Below are 20,964 nucleotides of genomic sequence, written 5' to 3'. Positions count from 1 at the left end.
CAGCTAATTTTAATTCATGAAGCCAACTTTATTGTGTAAAAACAATAAATTAGCGATCTTTTTTGCACGCTGTTGACCTTACTGCGACAGCACGGCTTGCAGGCGGCGCTGGACGTAATCGGCGTTATTGCCCGGGTTCGGGCAGCCGGCAGGTCCAGGCTGGTTGCAAGCCGTGGCCGTGATGGTCCAGCTGGTCAAGGTGCCGGGCCCCGTGGCCGAGCTGCATTGCACGCTGACGCTGAACGCCGACAGCGTCGTGCCCGCCGGCAAGCTGAACGTGGTGGCGCCGATGCACGCCGCGCCGGCGGTCAAACCGGCGCTGATCTGCCGCTGCAACCCCCATTCGAGGCCCGCGCGCGCGGCCTGTTCGGCGCGCACGCCCTGCACGTCCAACGCCGATTCCGTCTGCTGGAAGGTGGAGATATTCACCATCACGGCCGCCAGCGCGGCCAGCACCACCAGCAGGAAAATCGCCGTGACGAGGCTGAAACCGCGCATGCGGCGCGTGCGATGGCGCGGCAAGCGCGTCATGGCGTATTCCTCGCCTGCACCTGTTGCACCAGGCGCAGCACACCCGTATTGCTGTTCGCCGCGCCCAGGCTCAGGTCGATATTCACCAGGCCCCGCTGCACATTGGCCAGCACCGTGTAGCTGAAGGCGCACGCCGTCACCTGGCGCGCCAGCAGGGCGCCATTCGTCAGGAGCGTACTCCCAGCCTCCGGCTGGGTGGCCGCGATGGCATAGCCCGCGTAGCGGGTCAGGGTGGCGTTCTTCAGGTCGCACGCATAGGTGACGGGCGTCGTCACCACCTGGAAACGGTTCGACGGCGATGGCAGCGGCGCCGGTGCCGTCGTGAAAGGATAGCTGCCCAAGGTGACGACACTGCCGGCCACGCCCGTCACGGGCGCTCGGTTGCAGCCAGTCGCCGGACTGCATGCATACGCATTGTTTGGCGCGTAGGCGCCGCCCAGGTTGTAGACGACGATCTGGTCGCCCACGCTGATCGCCTGGCGCGCGCCCAGCGCATTGGCGGGCATGGCGCCGACGACGCTGAAGTTCAACGGCAGGCCGGCTCCGGGAGGCGTCTCAAAGCTCAGTACATTGCCCAGGCCTGCCGGGTCGCTGTCGCTCAGGTAACGCCCGCCCGTCTTGGTCAGCAGCAGTTCCAGGAACAGGCCGTCGTTCGACACGCGCACGCTGTTGGGCAGGGCCAGGCGCACGTCGCGCGTCAGGCGGCGCGCCGCCGTATCGGCCGTATCGGCCAGCGCCGCGCGCGCCGTGACATCCATATAGCCTTGCACGGGCACGCGGATGAAGACGGCGACCATGGCGCCGATGATGCCCGTGATTACGATCACGATGACCATCTCGACGAGGGTAAAGCCGCGCGCGCGGCGCCTGGCGTTGAGGAAGTTTTTCATGGGATACTGTTCGGCGCATAACGCACGCGATAACCGTCGAGCAAGATTTCCTTGTCGGCGTACGGCACGCGCACCTGGATGCGCAGGCTTTCCGTGGCAGGCAAGCCGTTCAGGGGCGCCTGGGTGATCGTCACCCAGGCCGTGTAGGCCGGGTTGGCGCCCGGCACCCATACGCGGCCCTGCGCGTCTGTCGTATAGGCAACAGCCGTGCCATACGCAGCCACATAATCATTGACGTTATCATAGGGCCGCCCTGCGCCATCCGCCTCCTCGCCCGGCCCTTCCGGGATGGCACAGCCAGCCGGACTGGCCGCCGTTTCCGCGGCCGGGTCTTGCGGATCGCAGTACGTGAAGCGCGCCAGCGCGATTTCTTCCAGCATGCCTTCGGCAATCGCCAGCGCCTGCTTGCGCAGCTGCGGATCGGCGCTGTGTTGCGTCGTCAGGCTTATCACGCCCAGGATGGCGGCCGAAGCCAGGCCGACGATGACGATGAACAGCACCAGTTCGATCAGGGTCACGCCGCGTTCCCGCTGGCGACGCTGGCTAATGGACATAGCCGGTCTCCCCTTCGACGATGACGTCGCGCTTCATGCCGTCGCCCTGGATACTGATCGTCAGCTGCGCCGGGAATGTCGATGCGGCCGGAAACACATCGCCCAGCGCATACGGTTTACCCAGCGCATCGAAATAAAAGGCCGCCGTAGCGGCCGGAATGGTGGACAGGGCCACGCCGGACGGGCGGCCTTCGCACAGCCAGTTGGTTCCCGCGCAATACTGCAGCGTTTCCTTGCTGCCGCTGTTCCTGCCCGTAGGCGGCACCACCTTCTGGGCGGCGCTACAACCGTCGTCGAAGCACAGGGCCACGCTTTTATTGTCAATGATGAGTACATATACGGCACGGTTTTGCGCCACCGCCAGCTTTTGCCCGTAGCGCACGATATTCGTCACCTGGTCGGCAAAACCGCGCGCGTCGAACGTGTCGCGCTGGAAAAACCGGTTGACGGCAAAGGTCGCCAGCAAGCCCGCGATCACCATCACGGCCACCAGTTCGATCAAGGTAAAGCCGCGCGCAGCCGTACGTCGCAGCTGACCTGGTGGCTCTGCGTAACGATGCGGAAAGACTATCGGTGGCTGCTGCAATGGATGGCCCGTAAAAAAGCCCAACGGGCTGGCGCCTGGGGTTGGGCTGGTGGTGCGCAAGGAAGGCCGGGTATTACCTGGTCATCCTTGCAAGTCAGTACAAATTATTTACAATCTGCAGTCGCCAGAGCGGGCGTAATGCTCGGCGGGTCGCCGGCCTTGGTCGGAGCGACATAGGTAACCTTGCACGCTGTACGCGTTGCATCTGGCGTCACGACACCACCGGAAAACTTGTAATCAGGATCGGTCAAGCCAGCCGCCTCGATGATACCGGCAGTTGTCGGGTAGCCAAATGCACCCTCGATATCCTTGCCTTCCATCTGCACCTTCGGCGTATCGACGGAACCCTTGACCAGCCACTGTGCATGGTACAGGGCCGAGCCAGCCTTCATGGCGCCTACCGCCGCATTCATCTTGGCGATGCGCGCATCGGTCGACATGTCGATGAATTTAGGAATCGCCGTCGCAGCCAGGATGCCGAGGATCACGATGACGACGATCAGTTCGATCAGGGTAAAACCTGCCTGGGCGCCGCTTTTCATACTACGTAAAGACTTATTCATTCTTGCTTCTCCAAAATCAAATAAAAACATCAAAACCAACGCCATGAAACTGTCGCCGCACCGGGCCTCAAAGAGCCTCAGTTCGCTATCGAGTCCGCCGATTTCCACACCACGATATCGGGCTCCCGGGAAAGCTTGTCAAGATCGGCGTCCGCACCCGGCAAGATTACCTTAAATTTCACTGAATCAACCCTTGTAATGGGAAAAATATTGCCATTGCTAAACAAATAGATAATTTTTTGTTCTTTTCTGTCGTATAACCAATTCCCCGCCGGCAGTTTTTCAAGGTCTGGCTGCGCGAACTCGCCCAGGTAATTGACCGGCTTATCCATCAGCCAGTCGAACGGGTTTTGCCGCGCCAGCGCCGGGATTTTGTCGCGCCGGTCCTTCAGGTACAGCTGCAGCACCTGCACGCGCAAGCTGGTGCGCAAGACGCCGAGCATCTGCGCCACGGCCACCTGCTGCGCCTGCTGCTGGTAATAACTGACCCTGTTCAAAAACACCGTCACCAGGATGGCGAACACGCCCGCCGCCACCGCCAGTTCGAACAGCGTGAAACCGCGCTGGCGGAGCGGCTTTCTCATCAATGCAGGGCCGCCCGGCCCAGGTCCCAGATTGGCAGGAAGATGCCCAGCGCCAGCACCAGCACCATGGCGCCGAGGAAGACGATCAAGATCGGCTCGATCTGTGCCGACAGGGTCTTCAATTCATAGTCGACTTCGCGCTCGTACATGTCCGCGATCTCGTCCATCAGGTCGTCGAGCGAACCGGATTCCTCTCCCACGGCGATCATCTGCAGCACCACGGGCGTAAACACGCCGGCCGCGACCGAGGTACGCAAGATGCTTTCGCCGCGCTCGACGCCGTCGCGCATCTGCTCCACGCGTGCGCTCAGGTAGGTGTTGTCGACCGTTTGCGACACCACAGTCAGCGCCTGCACGATAGGCACGCCGCTCGTGCTCGACAAGGCGAAACTGCGCGCGAAGCGGGCCATCGTGCCCTTCAGGATGATCTTGCCGGCGATCGGCAGGCGCAGCTTGGCGCGGTCCCATTTATACAAGCCCTCTTTCGTGCGCAGCCAGGCGCGCCAGCCGAAAAAGCCGCCCACGCCCAGCATCAGCAGGATGGGCCAGTACGCCACCGTAAAGCGCGAAGTGCCGATCAGGATGCGCGTCATCAGGGGCAGCTCCGCATGGAAGCTGGCAAACACTTTCTCGAACTGGGGAATGACGAAGATATTCACCACGATCATGGCGGCGAGCATGGCGAAGACGACGAAGGTCGGGTAGCGCGTCGCCGTTTTCACGCGCGCGCGCATGTCGCGGTCGAATTCCAGGTGGTTGAACAGGCGCAGGAACACTTCGTCGAGGCGCCCCGTCATCTCGCCCACGCGCACCATCGACAAATAGAACGGCGTGAAGATCGTCGGGTGGCGCGCCATGGCCGCCGACAGCTCGCGCCCCGCATCGAGCGACTCGCGCACGTCCTTGATGATGCGCCCGAACGCGGGGCTGATGGCGGACTCCTGCAAGCCGGCCAGGCCGCGCATGATGGGCACGCCCGCCTTGAGCAAAGTGTACAGCTGGCGGCTGAACAGCTGCACGTCCATGGGCGTGACTTTTTTCTCCGTCAGCTTCTCCCACCAGCCCAGCTTGCTGGCGCCGGCGCCCGTCACCGTTTGTTTGGTGGCGCTGATATCGACGGGCGTGCTGCCGCCCGCCATCAACTGGTCGGCCACGGCGCCGCTGTCGGCGCCTTCCATCACGCCGGTCAGCAGTTCGCCACTGGCGCTGCGCGCCTTGTAGGAGAAAAACGGCACTTCAATCCTCGCTCTGGTTGCTGATGCGCATCGCTTCCATCACCGTCGTGCGGCCCTGTACCACCAGTTGCACGGCGTGGCGGCGCAAGGTTTCGCCCGCCATCTGCGCCGTCGCCACTTTCATGAAGTGGGACGGATCGGCATGGTTGGCGGCGTCGGCCACGGCGCGCGTAATTTCCAGCAATTCGTACACGCCCGTGCGGCCCCGGTAACCCATGCCATTGCAATGCGAGCAGCCCTTGCCATGGAAATACTGGTTGCGCTCGACCAGCTCGCCCAGTTCCATGCGCAGCCATTCATATTCGTTCGGCGTGGGCTGGTACGGCGTGCTGCAGCTTTCGCAGATCACGCGTACCAGGCGCTGCGCCAGCACGGCTTGCAGCGAGCTGCCCACCATGTAGCGGGGCACGCCCATGTCCATCAGGCGCAGCGGCGTGCTGATGGCGTCGTTGGTATGCAGGGTCGACAGCACCAAGTGGCCCGTCATGGCGGCGCGCAGGCCGATCTGCGCCGTTTCCTGGTCGCGCATCTCGCCGACGAGCACGATGTCGGGATCCTGGCGCAAGGCCGAGCGCAGCACCCTGGCAAAGTTCAGCTCGATTTTCTCGTTCACTTGCACCTGATTGATGCCGGGCAAACGGTACTCGACCGGGTCTTCCACCGTGATGAGCTTTTTTTCCACGGAATTGAGTTCGGACAAGGCGCAGTACAAGGTCGTCGTCTTGCCGCTGCCGGTCGGGCCCGTCACCAGCACGAGGCCGTTCGGGCGGCTGACGATGGCGCGGAACTGCGCCACCAGCGCAGGCGGCATGCCGATGGCGTCCAGGCGCAAGGTCGTGCCGCCCTGGTTCAGCAAGCGCATCACGACGGATTCGCCATACTGCGTGGGCATGGTGGAAATACGCACGTCGATGCGCTGGTTTTTCACGCGGATGGCAAAGCGGCCATCCTGCGGCAGGCGCTTCTCGGAAATATCGAGGTCCGACATCAGTTTCAGCCGCAGCGCCAGCGAACTGGCGATCTTGCTGTCCGCTTCCGTCTGCAGGTGCAGCACGCCGTCGATACGGAAACGGATTTGCAGCCGGCCTTCCTGCGGCTCGATGTGGATGTCCGAGGCGCGTACCTGGGTGGCATCCTCGAACACGGATTGCAGCAGCTTGACGATGGGCGCTTCTTCCAGGCCCGGATTGGCGGCCAGCGCGCCAAAGTCGACGGACACGTCGCCCAGGTCCTGCTCCAGCTCGCGCGTCAGCGTGGAGATGTCTTCCGTGCGGCGGTAGATGCGGTCGATGGCGGCCAGCACTTCCGTTTCATTGACCACGGCCAGTTCGATCTGGCGCTTGACCAGGCGCGAAATTTCATCGTACGCAAACAGGTCGGTCGGGTCGGACATGCCGACCAGCAAGCCCTCGCGGCGGTCTTCCAGCACCAGCGCGCGAAAGCGCCGCGCCTGGGTTTCCGGCAGCAGCCGCACCAGTTCGGGATTGATGTTGAAAAACTTCAGATTGATGTAGGGGATGTCGAGCTGGCGCGCCAGCGCGCCTGAAATCTGCTCTTCCGTGACGAAGCCGTGCTCGACAAAAACGCGGCCCAGCTTGCGTCCCGAACGCTTCTGTTCCGTCAAGGCCTGGCCCAACTGTTCTTCCGTCAGCAATTTCTGCTGCACCAAAATTTCACCGAGCCGGACTTTCTCTGGCCTTGCCATGCTTGCTCCTCGACAGTTCAACAGACGATGCACGCCAGCGGCGCGCGGGAGTATTTTATTCCAGAACCTGTTGTTTCTTAAAGAAAATACATTCCATCGTTTGATTTTTGCGCATTTCAACACACTGCAAGGAAACGCTTGCCGCCCGCCTGCGCCCATGGCAATAATGGCGGTCGTTCCCCGTCCTCCCTGCCGACCATTGCCCCTATGAACGCCTGCGCCATCGAGTTCCACAACGTGCATCTGCAATTGGCGGGCAGCGCCGTGCTGCGCGGCGTTGACCTGCAAGTGCGTGCGGGGGAACTGTTCGGCCTGGTCGGCGTGAATGGCGCGGGCAAGACTTCCCTGCTGAAATGCCTGCTCGACTTTTGCACGCCCGAGCGGGGAGACATCGCCATTTTCGGCCAGCCGCACCGGCACGGCGCGGCGCGCCAGCCGCTGTCGTTTCTGCCGGAACGTTTCCAGGCGCCGTATTACCTGACGGGCGGCGATTTCCTGCGCTACCTGTCGCGCCTGCACGACGTACGCCCCGATGCGCAAGCCTTGCAGCAAGTCGCGGGCGCACTGGACCTGGCGCCGGACGCCCTGCTGCGCCCCGCGCGCGACTATTCGAAAGGCATGATGCAGAAACTGGGGCTGGCCGCCTGCCTGCTGTCGGGTAAGCGGCAACTGGTGCTCGATGAACCGATGAGCGGACTCGACCCGAAGGCGCGCGCGCAATTCAAGCACGTGCTGCGGCAAGCGCGCGCGCAGGGCCGCGGCGCCCTGCTCACCTCGCATGCGCTGGCTGACGTGGAAGAATTGTGCGACCGCATGGGCATCCTGCATGCGGGCCGCATCGTGTTTACAGGCACGCCCGCCGAATGCCGCGCCCGCCATGGCGGTGCGGCCGACGCCAGCCTGGAGCAGGCTTTTCTCAATTGCATCGCTGCATGAACGCCGACACACAGATCGCCAGCCACTACGCGCCGTCGCCGCACGGCATGTATCTGCGCCATTTCGGCTTGCGCACGGCGCCGTTCGGCATCACGCCGGACCCGGCCTTCTTTTATACGGGCAATACACGGGGTGAACTGCTCGATGCGCTGCTGTATGCCGTCACGCAAGGCGAAGGCATCATCAAGCTGACGGGCGAAGTGGGCAGCGGCAAGACCATGCTGTGCCGCATGCTGGCCGAGCGCCTGCCGCCCCGGGTCGACGTACTGTATTTGCTCAATCCCCGCCTGGAGCCGGACGAAGTCCTGCACGCCATCGCCGCGGAACTGGGCCTGGCACTGGACAGTTGCCGCACCGACGCCGTGCTGCGCGCCCTGCACGGCGAGCTGATCGCCCGGCACGCGGCCGGGCGCCAGGTGGTGCTGCTGGCCGAAGAAGCGCAAGCCATGCCGGGCGCCACCCTGGAAGCGCTGCGCCTGCTGACGAACCTGGAAACGGCCAGCCACAAGCTGCTGCAAATCGTCCTGTTCGGCCAGCCGGAATTGCAGCACACGCTGGACTTGCCCCAGTTCCGCCAATTGAAGGAACGCATCACCCACAGTTTCACCGTGCCGCGCCTGCCGCAAGCCTTGCTGAACGATTATCTGGCCTGCCGCCTGGCCGCCGCCGGCCGCACGGCGCCGCTCGTCTTCACGCCGGCCGCGCTGCGCCGGCTAGCGCGCGCGGCGCAGGGCATCGTGCGCAGGGTCAATATCCTGGCCGACAAGGCCCTGCTGGCCGCGTTTGCCGATGATGCGCAGGAAATCGGCGCGCGCCACGTGCGCCTGGCCATTGCCGACAGTCCCTTCCACCGCCCGCCCTGGCATGCGGGTAAGCTGCTGGCGGGCGCCTTGAGCGCGCTGATGCTGCTGCTGGCCGCTGCGCTGCTGTGGCAATGGCTGGCGCCGGGCCAGGCAACAGTTCCAGCTGCACCGTTGCCAGCGCTGCCAGCAGCCTCGACGCTGCTCGACAGCAAGCTGGCAGAATCGCGCAACTGGCTGGCAAGGCAAGGACCACAGCAACTGGTGCTGCACATCGCCAGCCTGCCCGCCAGCGAAACTGCCGCGGCGGAAACTTTCCTGCGGCAGGCGCAGCAAGCCATCGGCCTGCGCGACGTCCACGTGTTTCGCCTGCCTGGCGCTGCGCCCGCGAACGCCACCGCACGGCTGGACATCGTCTACGGCAGCTTCGCCGACCGGGCCAGCGCCGAAGCTGTCTGGACGAGGCTGGCACCCACGTCGCCACAGAAAATATTGCTGAGCGACATAGATAGTATCCGCACGGAAATGAAAGCCATGACCCCGGCAAAAACGGGGCGTGGCCTCCCCTGACTTTATTTCGGTATATTGCCACCCTGGCCCGCACAGCCGATTGCTTTTAGGCGATCATGCTGGGTAAAATTACAAAAGCACAACACGACTTCAAGGGCGAACTTTTCATGAATCAACACCCTATTCCTGTGCTGGCCTCCTGGGTCGCCCTCGCCTGCAGCACCACGCTGTCCGGCTGCGCCACGCATCAAACGCCGCTGTCGCCTGCCCACCTCAATGCCCCGCCCCGCCCCGTCGGCGCCATTCCCGAACCGGTGCAGCAAAGCAGCGCGCTGGCAGCGCCGCTGCCCGCGCCCAAAGTGGAAACCTACAGCGTCACCGTGCACAAGGTGCAGGTGCAATCGCTGCTGTTTGCGCTGGCGCGCGACGCGGGCATGAATATCGACATCCACCCGCAGATCGAAGGCAGCGTCACCCTGAATGCGCTGGACCAGACCCTGCCGCAATTGCTGACGCGTATCGGCAAGCAAGTCGATATGCGCTACGAAATCGATGGCAAGAACCTGACGGTGCTGCCCGATGCGCCCGTGTGGCGCAATTACAAGGTCGATTACGTCAACATGGCGCGCAGCACCAACAGCAGCGTGAATATCGCCACGCAAATTTCCACGGCGGGCGGCGGCTCCAACAACGCCAGCAACCCCGTTGGCAACACGCAAGGCAGCGGCGGCAATGGCAATAACAATTCAACCACCCTGGTCGTGAATCGTTCGGAGAATAATTTCTGGTACAGCCTGGAAAAGAATATCCGCGACCTGCTGCGCGAGACCACGCTCAACGACGTGCAGGTGGACCCGCTGGCGCAGCTGAACCAGCAATTGACGAGCATGCCCGGCCAGCAGGGGCAGCCGGGACAGCAGGGACAGCAAATTCAGCAAGGCCAGCAGCAGAATCAGGTCGGCAATCAATACGGCAGCCAGGCGCCGATGCAGACTGGCGGCCAGTATGCGCCAGGCCAGCAGCAGGCGCCCATCCAGAACGCGAATCCTGGCCAGCCGCTCGATGCGAACGGCATGCCGCTGCTGAAACTGGCCAACAAGGGCAGCCCGTCGTCGGTGGTCGTCAACGTGGAAGGCGGCTTGATCGCCGTGCGGGCTACGGGCCGCCAGCACGAAAAAGTCGCCGAATTCCTCGACGCGGTATTGCACAGCGCCAAGCGGCAAGTACTGATCGAGGCCACCATTCTCGAGGTGCGCCTGAGCAATGAATACCAGCAAGGCATCAACTGGTCGCGCCTGACGGGCAGCCTGAGCCTGACGCAGAAGCAGGTGGGCACCCAGGCGCTCAGCAGCGGCGTCACGCCTGGCTCCACGCCCGGCATCTTCGTGCTCGATTACCTGAAGGACAGTTTCAGGACCACCATCCAGCTGCTCGAATCGTTCGGCAAGGTGAAGGTACTGTCCAGCCCGAAGATCAGCGTGCTCAACAATCAGACGGCCATGCTGAAGGTGGTCGACAACAATGTCTTCTTTACCATCAAGGTGACGCCTGCCGTGGTCAGCTCGACGGGCACCATCACCACGCCCGCCACCTATGAATCGAAGCTGGAAACGGTGCCCGTCGGCTTCGTCATGAGCGTCACGCCGCAAATTTCCGACAGCGATGAAGTGACCCTGAACGTGCGCCCCACCATCACGCGCATCGTCGGCTACGTGCAAGACCCGAATCCGGCCCTGGCCACGGCCAGCGTGATCAGCAAGGTGCCCGTGATCCAGGCCCGCGAGCTGGAGTCGATCATGAAAGTAGGCAATGGTCAGATCGCCGTGATGGGCGGCCTGATGCAGGATTCCGTCGACAATGCCAAGGATGGCGTACCGGGCCTGTCCAGCCTGCCGCTGGTCGGCAATCTGTTTACCTATCGTAACGAGGCAAGCAGCAAGACGGAACTGGTGATCTTCATGCGCCCCGTCGTGGTCAAGGATGCCAGCATCGATGGCGATTACCGCGACTACCGTTATTTGCTGCCCGGCCAGGCGCCGCTCAACAGCCAGCCGTACACGGAAGGCGTGCCGGCGCCGGCCATCCAGCCGCAGGCACGCCTGCAGGGAGACGTCCCATGAGCTTGCTGATGCAGGCGCTCAAGAAAGCCGAGCGCGCCAAGCAGAACAGCCTTTCCGACGAGGAACTGGAAAAGCCGTCCGAAGCCTACGACCAGGTGCTGGAACTGGCGCCGGCCGACGCCCTGCCGCCGCGTCCCGCGCCAGTTACACCGCCGCCCGTGCAGCCGGCAAGCACCTTGCGCCTGGAACCGCTGCCGGACGCTCCCGCGCCGCCGCCCGAGCCCAGTGGCGCGCAGTCCGGTCCGCAAGCTGGCCCGCCCCCCGAGCCGCCGCGCGCCCGTCCGGAACCGCCGCCCGTCAAACCCCGCGCCAGCCGCAGCAATCCGCCGCCGAAAGGCCCTGCCGGCCCCATCAGCGTCGACCCGGCCACCGTGCGCCTGGCCGTGCTGCTGGCGATCCTGCTGCTGGTGGCCGGTTCCATGGCGTACTGGTACTGGCGCGCCAGCAGCAGCCCCGGCGCGGGCGCCAACCTGCCCGGCGTACCCATGCCGCTGACGGACGCCCCGGGAACGGCCGGCGTTGCCGGTCCCATCGTGGTGGTGCCCGGAAGCGGCGGCGCTCAGCCGGAAGCCCCGGCGCCCTCGCCGCTGCCGCAGGACGTGCCGCGCGAACAGCGCCAGCCAGCCGGCGCGGCGGAACAGCAGGCGATGATCCAGGCCGCCGCGCAAGCGGCCGTGGCCGCCCAGCTGGCGCAACTGCAGCCGCCTGCTCCGCCCAGTCTGCCACCGGTGGCCGCGCCCGACAACAGCCAGATCCAGGTAGTACGCAACGATACGGCGCCGCAAATCAACCCCGGCGTGCAGCAAGCCTACCAGGCCTTCAACGGGGGCCAGCTGGGCGCGGCGCGCCAGCAATATGAAAGCGTGCTGCGGCAGGATGCCAACAACCGCGACGCACTGCTGGGCCTGGCGGCCGTGGCCCAGCGCGAGAACCAGGGCGCGCAGGCGGCGTCGCTGTACGTGCGTTTGCTGGAAATCAATCCCGATGATGGCGTAGCGCTGGCCGGCCTTATCGGCCTGCGCCAGGGCGACGTCGTGCAGAGCGAAGCAAAACTGAAAGCCATCCTGGCGCGCACCCCCGACAGCGGCCCCGTGCTGTTTGCACTGGGCAATGTGTATGCCAAGCAGCGCCGCTGGAACGAAGCGCAGCAGCAATTTTTCCGCGCCTACAGCGCCGCGCCCGGCAATCCTGACTATGCCTTCAACCTGGCCGTGGGCCTGGACCGGCTGAACCAGCCGAAACTGGCCGCCACGTACTACCAGCGCGCCTTGGCCCTGGCGCAAACCACGCCCGCCGCGTTCGACCAGGCCGTCGTGCAAACGCGTTTGCGCGAACTGGCGGCCCCCGCGCCGGCGGCCCAGGCTGACCCGGCCATCACCATCACACCTCGTCAGGAATAAGCATTACATGGCAGAACAGGCAAAACTTCCGCTGGGCAAATTACTGATCCAGAAAGGCGTGATCAGCGAAGACCAGCTGCGCATCGCCCTGATCGAGCAGCGGCGCAGCAGCGAACCGCTGGGCAAGCTGCTGATCACCCTGGGCTTCGTCACGGAAGCCACCGTGCGCGAGGCGCTCAGCGAGAACCTGAAACAGGTCAGCGCCGACCTGTCGAGTCTGGTGGTCGACGCCATCGCCTTGAAACTGATCCCGAAGGACGTGGCCAAGCGCTACCGCGTCTTCCCCATCGTCTACGAGCGGCAGGCGGACAACCTGATCCTGGCCATGGCCGACACCAGCAACATCGTCGCGCTCGACCAGATCAGCGCCATGCTGGTCAAGGGCATCACGATTTCCACCGTGCTCGTCAACGAATCCGACATTTCCCGCGCCATCGACCAGTACTATGGTTTTGAACTGTCGATCGACGGCATCCTGCACGAGATCGAAACGGGCGAAGTCAGCTATCAAAGCATGGCGTCGCCGTCGGACGAGTACAGCCAGCCCATGGTGCGCCTGATCGACGCGCTGCTGGCCGACGCCGTGCAGAACGGCGCGTCGGACATCCATTTCGAGCCGGAGCAGTCGTTCCTGCGCATCCGCTACCGCATCGACGGCATCCTGCGGCAAATCCGCAGCCTGCACAAATCGTACTGGCCGGCCATGGCCGTGCGCCTGAAGGTGATGTCAAACATGAATATCGCCGAAGCGCGCGCGCCGCAGGATGGACGCATCAGCATCAAGTTTTCCGGTCGGCAAATCGACTTCCGCGCGTCGGCGCAGCCCACCACGCATGGCGAAAACGTCGTGCTGCGCGTGCTGGACCGGCAAAAAGGCATCGTGCCGCTGGACTCTCTGGGCCTGGCCGAGGCGGAACTGAACCTGCTCAAACTCATGATCGCGCGGCCGGACGGCGTCATCCTCGTGACGGGCCCGACGGGCAGCGGCAAGACCACGACCCTGTATTCGATACTCAACCATATCAATACGGAAAGCGTCAACATCATGACCCTGGAGGACCCGGTCGAGTATCCGATGAACATGATACGCCAGACCTCCGTCAACGACTCCGTCAAGCTGGGCTTTGCCGACGGCATCCGCTCGATGATGCGGCAAGACCCGGACATCATTTTAGTTGGCGAGATCCGCGACCGCGAAACGGCGGAAATGGCTTTTGCCGCCGCCATGACGGGCCACCAGGTGTATTCCACCCTGCATACGAGCTCGGCCATCGGTTCCGTCGCGCGCCTGCTCGACATCGGCATCCTGCCCGACATCATGGCCGGCAACATCATCGGCATCGTGGCGCAGCGCCTCGTGCGCCGTTTGTGTCCGCATTGCAAGGAAACCGTGATCGCCGACGACGTCGAGCGCCGCCTGCTGGGCCTGGCAACGGACGATGCGCCCGTGTCCATCTGCCGCGCCGTCGGTTGCGAGCGCTGCGCGCACCAGGGCTACAAGGGCCGTCTGGCCATCATGGAAATTCTCAAGATGACGGCCGAGCTCGATGAATTGACGGCGCGCCGCGCCAGCAGCCGCGAATTGAAGAATGCGGCGCGCGCGGCCGGCTTCAAGGGCCTCGTCGACGACGGCATGCGCCGCGTGCTCGAAGGCGTCACCACCCTGGAAGAAGTGGGCCGCGTGGTCGACCTGACGGAAAGGCTGGCCTGATGGCGCAATATGTCTACCGCGCCATGGATGCCGCCGGCACATTGATTCCCGGCAGCATGGAGGCGGCCAACGTGCCGGACCTGGAAGCGCGCCTGCACCGCATGCAGCTCGACCTCATCGACTGCAAGATCACGGGCCAGTACCTGGTACTGCTGGGCAAGCGGGTCATCCACCGCCGCGACCTGATCAATTTCTGCTTCCACATGGAGCAATTGACGGGCGCGGGCGTGCCCATCCTGGAAGGCTTGAACGACTTGCGCGAAAGCACGGACCACCCGCGCCTGCGCGAAGTCGTCACGGATCTGATCGAAAGCATCGAGGGCGGCTTGCCCCTGTCGGGCGCGCTGGCCCAGCATGGCGACATTTTCGACGCCACGTTCACCAGCCTGATACTGGCGGGCGAACAGAGCGGCAAGATCGCCGAAGTCTTCAAGAACCTGTCGGAAAGCTTAAAATGGCAGGACGAACTGGCGTCGCAGACGCGCAAGATCGTCATGTACCCGATCATCGTCGCCATCGTCGTGGCGGCCGTGACGTTTTTCCTGATGATCTATCTGGTCCCGCAGTTGACGGCCTTCATCCGCAACATGGGCGGCGAACTGCCCCTGCACACGCGCGTGCTCATTTTCGTGTCGAATGTATTCATCGATTACTGGTATGTGCTGCTGGCCTTGCCCGTGCTGCTGTTCTTCGGCTTGCGCGCCCTCATCCGCCGCAGCGAGGCAGCCCGCTATGCCTGGGATGGCTTGAAGCTGCGACTGTGGCTGGTCGGACCCGTGCTGCACAAGATCATCCTGGCCCGCTTCGCCACGTTTTTCGCCCTGATGTATGCTTCCGGCATCACGATACTCGAATGCATCCGCTTGTCCGAAGGCATCGCCGGCAACCAGGTGGTGGCGGCCGGCCTGCGCCGCGCCGCGCAGCTGATCAGCGAGGGCTACGGCGTGACCGCCGCCTTCCAGCACACAGGCATCTTCCCGCCGCTGGTGATCCGCATGCTGAAGGTGGGCGAGGCAACGGGTTCGCTCGATACGGCCTTGCGCAATGTCAGTTACTTTTACAACCGCGAAGTGAAGGAATTGATTGAAAAAGTGCAAGCCATGATCGAGCCGACCATGACGGTCATCCTGGGCCTGCTGCTGGGCTGGATCATGCTGTCGGTGCTGGGGCCGATTTACGACACCATCAGTACAATCAAGACCTGAGGCCGCCGTGTTCCGCAAACAATTACTCTACATCACCAGCGACGCCCTGTGCGCCTACGACTGGGACCACGGCGTGCTGGGCCAGGGCCAGGTCTTTCCCGCCAGCGCGGCCGGGCTGGACGGTTTCGCCGCGTGGCTGGAAGATCCTCAGGCGCACCGTCTCGACGTGCCCGCCTACCTGCTGACGGACTTGATCGAGGAAGATTTCCAGCGCCAGCTGCTGCCCCACGTGCGCGGCAAGGCGGGCCGAGCCCTGCTGGAGCGGCGCAAGCAGCAATTGCACCGCGACACGCCCTACCGGGGCAGCACCCTGCTGGGCCGCGAAAACACGGGCCGCCACGACGACCAGGTGCTGTTCTTCGCCCTGACCAACCCGTCTCTGCTGCAGCCGTGGACGGAGGCGCTCGAACACCTGCGCGTGCCCGTCGCCGGCATCTATTCGACCAGCCTGCTGAGTATCGCGCTGGTCAAAAAACTGTCGATCGCGCATGAGCACTTGCTGCTGGTGACGCAGCAATCGGGCGGCTTGCGGCAAAGTTACTATGAAAAGGGCCAGCTGCGCTTTTCGCGCCAGACGGCCACCATCGCGCTCGACGGCGTGGCCGTGAATATTGCGCTGGAAACGGAAAAGACGCGGCAATTTCTCACCAGCACGCGCATGCTGGCGCGCGGCGACGTCTTGAATACCGTCATCCTGGCACCTGCGCCGCAAATTGCCAAGCTCGAACTGCTGTGTGATAACGGCGTCGAAGTGGCTTACCACTTCATCGACCTGCAACTGGCCGGCGAACGGGTGGGCTTGCGCCGGACGCCGGCGCTGGCCGACGAATTGCTGCTGACCTTGCTGGGCAAGCATCCGCCGTCCAGCCACTATCCGCCCGGCGCGCTGGCCCGCTATTACCACTTCCAGCGCGCGCGCAAGACGCTGTATGGCGCCAGCACGCTGATCGGCGCGTCGGCAGCCCTGTGGTGCGCGATTAACTTGCTCGGCGGCATAGCCAACGGGGCCACCATCGCGCGCCTGGCGCAGGAAACGGCGTCCTACCAGGAGCGCTACCGCAGCGTCATGTCGACCCAGCCGCCGGCGCCGGCCAAGACGCAGAACATGAAAGTGGCCGTGACCCTGGGCCACATGATCGCCAGCCAGGCGCCGGAACCGGGCCGCCTGCTGGGCATGCTGAGCGCCGCGCTGGACCAGGCGCCGCAGGTGGCGCTGGGCCAGCTGCACTGGCATGCGGGTCAGGCGCCCGCGCGCACGGCCAGCAATCAGGCGCCGCAACAGCAGCAAAGTACGGGCGCGCCGACCGGCAGCGCCCTGGCCGGCATTCCCGTCGCGCCGCCGCAGGCGCTGCGCCTGGAAGCGGACGTGGCCATGCCGAACAACGATTACCGCGCGGCCCTGGCAGCCATCACGGCCTTCGCGCAAACCCTGGCGCGCCAGCCGGGCTTGCAAGTGACGATCGAGGAAACGCCGATCGACCTGCGCCCCAGCGTGGCCCTGTCCGGCAAGAGCGCCGTGCCGGCCGTGGCCAGCCAGGCCCGCTTCACCCTTCTGCTCGCGTGGCAGCCATGAGCGGCCCCGTCAAGCAGCCGCCCCTGCCCGGCATGCAGCGAACCGCCACGTCCGCGCGCACCCTGCCCGCCTGGCTGGGTGAACTGCACCTGATACGCCGCGCCCTGCTGTGCTTTACGCTGACCATGCTGGCCAGCCTGGTGCTGCTGAGCCTGAGCATCGCCTACCGCGAGCGCGAAGCGCAGCAACTGGACCTGGCCCAGCGCACGCGTTCGGCGGCCGCCATGCTGTTCAACCACGCGGAGGCGGAGAAGCAGGAAATCCGCGCCTACGAACCGCAATTCCTGGCCCTGGGCCGGCGCGGCCTGATCGGCGAGGAAAACCGCCTGGCCTGGATCGACGCCATCCGCCGCAGCCAGGAACAGCGCAAACTGCTGCCGATCAGCTATGACATCAGTCCGCAGCAAGGGCTGCAAGTGCCGCTGCCCATGGTGATGGGACAATATCAGCTACGCGGCAGCCGCATGCGCCTGCAAATGGATTTGCTGCACGAGATGGATTTGCTGAACCTGCTGGACGATTTGCGCCAGGCCGGCTATTTCGCCGTGCAGGATTGCTCGCTCAAGCGTCATGCGGCCGCCGCGGCCGCAGCCGGGCCGGGCAGCGGCGGTGTTGCAACGCCCACATTGGGCGCCGAATGCGAGCTGCTGTGGCTGACATTGGGCAGCGCGCCCGTGCCGGGGCGGCCATGAAGCCCGCACTCGTCCTGCGCGCCTGCGTCCTGTACGCGCTGCTGGCTGGCGCCGCGCTCACGGCCCAGGCACAGTCACCGCAGCTGGGGCGCTTGTTCCTGTCACCCGAGCAGCGCGCCCAGCTCGACGCGCAGCGCTACGGCCCGCCAGCGCCCGATCCGGCCCTGGCGGCGCCCCCATCTCCGCCGCCGCCGCCGTCGCCCGCCCCGCCCGTGGAATTGAATGGCGTGGTACAGCGCAGCAGCGGCCGCTCTACCGTCTGGCTGAACCAGGAAGCGCAGAACGAGCCGCACAACCGTCTCGCGCGCGGCAAATCGGGCGCGCCCGGCACCCTGACCTTGCGCCTGTCGAACGGCCAGGTGGTGCTGCTGAAACCCGGCCAGCGCTACGATCCGGCCAGCGGCACGGTTACCGAAGCGCAGGAGGGCCAGCCATGACGCCGCGCCAACCGCATCGTCAACCTCGTCGCCAGCGCGGCGCCGCCCTGTTGCTGCTGGTGGCCGTGCTGGGCCTGGGCGCGGCCAGCCTGCTGATCAGCGCCTTCGGGCGCAACACGGGCGAAGCCGAACGCCAGCAGCGCACCCTGGCCACCCTGGCGCAGGCGCGCGACGCCTTGCTGGGCTTTGCGGCGACCAATGGCCGCCTGCCCCGCCCTGCCGCCTCCGCGCTCGATGGGCGCGAACGGGCCGCCGACTGCGCCGACGACACCGACTGCAGCGGCTTTTTGCCGTGGGTAGCGCTGGGCGTGGGCGGCGTGGATGCCTGGGGCAAGCTGCTGCGCTACAGCGTCACGCCGGAAATGGCGCGCGCGCCCATCGTCTCGTTTTCCGCCGTCGCCAACAGAGTCGTTGTGACGCGCGACGGGCGCGGCGAATTCGCCTTCGTGGCGGGCCAGGCGCTGTGCGACGTCAGCGCCCAATGCCTGCCTGCCGTGTTGTTCTCGCAAGGCAAGGATCATCACGGCACGGCCGCCAGCGGCGTGACGCAGATCAATACGGCGCGCGGCAATATCGATGAAGCGGCCAACGACAGCGCCAGCCGCAGCTTCATTACCCGCCCGGCCACCGGGCTGGCCACGCTGCCCGGCGGCGCCTTTGACGACATGCTGACCTGGATTACCTTGCCTACCCTGTACCAACGCATGCGCGCCGCGCGCAACCTGCCATGAGCGCCCTCCATCCGCGCCGCCAGGCCGGCTTTTCCCTGATCGAGATCGCCATCGTGCTCGTCATCGTCGGCCTGATGATAGGCGGCCTCGTCACGCCGTTGACGGTGCAGCTGGAACAGCGCAAGGTAGCCGAGACGCAACAAGCGCTGAATGAAGCGAAGGAAGCGCTGACGGGTTACGCGTTGCGCTACGGCTACCTGCCATGTCCCGCCATCTCCGCCATGAACGGCCTGGAAGACCGGCGCGGCACGCGCTGCACAGGAGAAAAACGCGCCGGCTTCCTGCCCTGGGCCACCCTGGGGTTGCTTCCGGGCGACAGCTGGAACCATCTGTTCCGCTACAGCGTCACGCCGGCCTTCAGCGACAGCGAGCAGCAGTTCCACCTGGGCACGCCGCGCGACATCAGCATCGTCACGCGCAATGGCGGCGCGCTGCTGCAGGCGACGGCCTTGAGCGACATCCCCGCCATGATCATGTCGCACGGAAAAAACGGCTTTGGCGCCATGGGCGTGCAGGGCCAGCGCCAGGCTGTGCCTTTCGGCAACAATGTCGACGAGCGCAATAATGCATCGAACGCCACCACCTTCATCAGCCGCGCCGCCAGCGGCCCGCAGCAGCCAGGCGGCGAGTTCGACGATATCGTCGTCTGGCTGTCGCCCAACATCCTGTTCAACCGCATGGTGGCGGCGCAAAGGCTGCCCCGCTGATGCCCATGCTCCGGCCCGCCCTCACCATCGCCCGCTACACGCTGCTCGAAGCGCTGCGCAGCCGCCTGCCGTGGCTGTTCCTGCTGGCCGCCTGCGCCGCGGCCGGCCTGGCCGGCTTCCTGCAACAACTGGCGCTGACGGAAAGCGGCGCCGTGCAGGCGTCCCTGCTGGCCGCTGCCCTGCGCCTGGCCGGCGTCTTCCTGCTGGCCACATTCATCATCACCAGCATGGCGCGCGAAGCGGCCGAGCGGGGCCTCGAATTGCTGCTGGCGCTACCCATGCCGCGCGCAGCCTACCTGCTGGGCAAACTGCTGGGCTACGGGGCGCTGGCGGCCGTGCCCGCCGTGCTGTTCGGCCTGTTGATGGCGCTGTTCGCCGCACCCGCGCAAAGCGCGCTGTGGGCTCTGTCCTTGCTGGGAGAATTGTGGATCGTCGCCGCCTTCAGCCTGCTGTGCGCGGCCAGCTTGCAGCAGGCCCTGCCGGCGCTGGCCGCCACGGGCGGCTTTTATGTGCTGGCGCGCATGCTGGGCAGTTTGCAACTGCTGGCGCACGGCCCGCAGGCGGGCGATTCCTGGCCGCAACGGGCCACGGCTGGCGCCATCGACGTGCTGGCACTGCTGCTGCCCCGCCTCGACGCCTTTACGCGCACGGAATGGCTGCTGTACGCGACGGGCGACTGGCCAGCCCTGGCCGGCGTGGCGGCGCAAACGGCTATTTATGTGGCCTTGCTGGCCAGCTGCGCGCTGTGCGACTTTTACCGCAGGAACATTTGATGGCCGCCGCCCAGCGCCCCTGGACCAGCGTGCCGCGTCCCCTGTGCTGGCTGCTGGCGGCATGCCTGCTGATGCAGCTGGACTGGCGCCTGGCGCAGCAGCACGCGCCCGCACAGGCGCAGCCCTTGCCCGCCGCGCCGCCAGCTGGCGTGGCGCGCCTGGCCAGCCTGGGCGAGCCGCTGGCCATGTCGAAGGCGATGCTGCTATACCTGCAGTCGTTCGAAGACCAGCCCGGCGTCAGCCTGCCGTGGCGCGCGCTCGACTATGACCGCCTGGCCGGCTGGCTGGAGACGGCGCAAACGCTCGATCCGCGCAGCCGCTACGCGCTGGTCGCCGCCAGCGAGGTGTATGCGGGCGTGGCCGACCCGCAGCGCGCGCGGCGCATGCTGGCCTTTGTCGCCGCCAGCTTCGCGGCCGACCCGCAGCACCGCTGGCCCGCCATGGCGCAGGCGGTGCTGGTGGCCAAGCACCAGTTGCACGACCTGCCGCTGGCGCTCGACTATGCGCGCGCGTTGCGCCATCTGGCGACGGGGCCGCACGTGCCGACATGGGTGCGCGAAATGGAAGCGTTCATCCTGGAAGACATGGACCAGCTCGACAGCGCCCGCCTCGTGATCGGCGGCCTGATCGCCAGCGGCCAGATCAGCGACCCGCACGAGCTCGCTTTTCTCGCGCGCAAGCTCGATGAACTGGCCAAAAAGAAACAGGCGGCGCCATGAGC

General features: G+C 65.2%; 21 protein-coding genes. 13 read left to right on the top strand and 8 right to left on the bottom strand.

The genetic code is table 11. The features are described from left to right. Positions 1–78: 78 nt before the first annotated feature. From GYK42_RS06640 to GYK42_RS06605, 8 genes are all read right to left on the bottom strand, one after another. Positions 79–531, bottom strand: coding sequence for an agglutinin biogenesis protein MshP (locus GYK42_RS06640; protein WP_166446829.1), 453 nt, complete (start codon positions 529–531; stop codon positions 79–81). Then, positions 528–1,421, bottom strand: a complete 894-nt coding sequence (locus tag GYK42_RS06635) for a prepilin-type N-terminal cleavage/methylation domain-containing protein (RefSeq protein ID WP_166446828.1) — start codon at positions 1,419–1,421, stop codon at positions 528–530. The genes GYK42_RS06640 and GYK42_RS06635 overlap by 4 nt, the downstream gene beginning before the upstream one ends. Continuing rightward, complete coding sequence (locus GYK42_RS06630) at positions 1,418–1,975, bottom strand: type IV pilus modification PilV family protein (RefSeq protein WP_166446827.1); 558 nt, start codon at positions 1,973–1,975, stop codon at positions 1,418–1,420. Before GYK42_RS06630 ends, GYK42_RS06635 begins: the two co-directional genes overlap by 4 nt. After that, a complete protein-coding gene (locus GYK42_RS06625) occupies positions 1,965–2,561 on the bottom strand; it encodes a pilus assembly FimT family protein (protein WP_431190155.1) in 597 nt (198 codons plus the stop codon). The genes GYK42_RS06630 and GYK42_RS06625 overlap by 11 nt, the downstream gene beginning before the upstream one ends. A 104-nt stretch (positions 2,562–2,665) precedes the next feature. After that, the gene (locus GYK42_RS29535; protein WP_166446826.1) at positions 2,666–3,124 is read right to left on the bottom strand and encodes a type II secretion system protein; all 459 of its coding nucleotides are present in this window, start codon (positions 3,122–3,124) and stop codon (positions 2,666–2,668) included. 77 nt (positions 3,125–3,201) lie between these two features. Further along, a complete protein-coding gene (locus GYK42_RS06615; protein ID WP_166446825.1) occupies positions 3,202–3,708 on the bottom strand; it encodes a type II secretion system protein in 507 nt (168 codons plus the stop codon). Next, the gene (locus GYK42_RS06610; RefSeq protein WP_166446824.1) at positions 3,708–4,943 is read right to left on the bottom strand and encodes a type II secretion system F family protein; all 1,236 of its coding nucleotides are present in this window, start codon (positions 4,941–4,943) and stop codon (positions 3,708–3,710) included. Before GYK42_RS06610 ends, GYK42_RS06615 begins: the two co-directional genes overlap by 1 nt. A 1-nt stretch (position 4,944) precedes the next feature. Next, entirely contained in the window at positions 4,945–6,648 is a 1,704-nt protein-coding gene (locus GYK42_RS06605; RefSeq protein ID WP_046683043.1) for a GspE/PulE family protein, read from the bottom strand. A gap of 207 nt (positions 6,649–6,855) precedes the next feature. On the opposite strand from GYK42_RS06605, the gene GYK42_RS06600 reads away from it, so the two are divergent. The 13 genes from GYK42_RS06600 (at position 6,856) to GYK42_RS06540 (ending at position 20,962) form a co-directional block, all read left to right on the top strand. Continuing rightward, on the top strand, positions 6,856–7,584 hold the full coding sequence (locus GYK42_RS06600) for an ABC transporter ATP-binding protein (protein WP_166446823.1): 729 nt from the start codon (positions 6,856–6,858) through the stop codon (positions 7,582–7,584). After that, positions 7,581–8,954 (top strand): ExeA family protein, encoded by a 1,374-nt coding sequence (locus GYK42_RS06595; protein ID WP_240943484.1) that lies wholly within the window; start codon positions 7,581–7,583, stop codon positions 8,952–8,954. Before GYK42_RS06600 ends, GYK42_RS06595 begins: the two co-directional genes overlap by 4 nt. Before the next feature lie 107 nt (positions 8,955–9,061). Further along, the gene (locus GYK42_RS06590) at positions 9,062–11,014 is read left to right on the top strand and encodes a type II secretion system protein GspD (protein WP_166446822.1); all 1,953 of its coding nucleotides are present in this window, start codon (positions 9,062–9,064) and stop codon (positions 11,012–11,014) included. Further along, entirely contained in the window at positions 11,011–12,414 is a 1,404-nt protein-coding gene (locus GYK42_RS06585; protein ID WP_166446821.1) for a tetratricopeptide repeat protein, read from the top strand. Before GYK42_RS06590 ends, GYK42_RS06585 begins: the two co-directional genes overlap by 4 nt. Positions 12,415–12,421: 7 nt before the next feature. Beyond that, positions 12,422–14,125: a GspE/PulE family protein gene (locus GYK42_RS06580; protein ID WP_166446820.1), complete on the top strand. Its 1,704-nt coding sequence runs from the start codon at positions 12,422–12,424 to the stop codon at positions 14,123–14,125. Next, positions 14,125–15,330: a type II secretion system F family protein gene (locus GYK42_RS06575; protein WP_046683046.1), complete on the top strand. Its 1,206-nt coding sequence runs from the start codon at positions 14,125–14,127 to the stop codon at positions 15,328–15,330. Before GYK42_RS06580 ends, GYK42_RS06575 begins: the two co-directional genes overlap by 1 nt. A 7-nt stretch (positions 15,331–15,337) precedes the next feature. Continuing rightward, positions 15,338–16,903, top strand: coding sequence for a hypothetical protein (locus GYK42_RS06570; RefSeq protein WP_166446819.1), 1,566 nt, complete (start codon positions 15,338–15,340; stop codon positions 16,901–16,903). Beyond that, a complete protein-coding gene (locus tag GYK42_RS06565; RefSeq protein WP_235501989.1) occupies positions 16,900–17,595 on the top strand; it encodes a hypothetical protein in 696 nt (231 codons plus the stop codon). The genes GYK42_RS06570 and GYK42_RS06565 overlap by 4 nt, the downstream gene beginning before the upstream one ends. Beyond that, positions 17,592–18,032, top strand: a complete 441-nt coding sequence (locus tag GYK42_RS06560) for a hypothetical protein (protein WP_166446818.1) — start codon at positions 17,592–17,594, stop codon at positions 18,030–18,032. Before GYK42_RS06565 ends, GYK42_RS06560 begins: the two co-directional genes overlap by 4 nt. Next, positions 18,029–18,763, top strand: coding sequence for a hypothetical protein (locus GYK42_RS06555; RefSeq protein ID WP_166446817.1), 735 nt, complete (start codon positions 18,029–18,031; stop codon positions 18,761–18,763). Before GYK42_RS06560 ends, GYK42_RS06555 begins: the two co-directional genes overlap by 4 nt. Further along, entirely contained in the window at positions 18,760–19,470 is a 711-nt protein-coding gene (locus GYK42_RS06550; protein WP_166446816.1) for a type II secretion system protein, read from the top strand. The genes GYK42_RS06555 and GYK42_RS06550 overlap by 4 nt, the downstream gene beginning before the upstream one ends. Continuing rightward, on the top strand, positions 19,470–20,243 hold the full coding sequence (locus GYK42_RS06545; protein ID WP_166446815.1) for an ABC transporter permease subunit: 774 nt from the start codon (positions 19,470–19,472) through the stop codon (positions 20,241–20,243). Before GYK42_RS06550 ends, GYK42_RS06545 begins: the two co-directional genes overlap by 1 nt. Next, positions 20,243–20,962: a hypothetical protein gene (locus GYK42_RS06540; protein ID WP_166446814.1), complete on the top strand. Its 720-nt coding sequence runs from the start codon at positions 20,243–20,245 to the stop codon at positions 20,960–20,962. The genes GYK42_RS06545 and GYK42_RS06540 overlap by 1 nt, the downstream gene beginning before the upstream one ends. Positions 20,963–20,964: the final 2 nt, after the last annotated feature.

Source organism: Janthinobacterium lividum, assembly GCF_011601275.1.
GTDB lineage: Bacteria > Pseudomonadota > Gammaproteobacteria > Burkholderiales > Burkholderiaceae_D > Janthinobacterium > Janthinobacterium lividum_E.
This window is presented reverse-complemented; position numbering and strand designations above follow the sequence as displayed.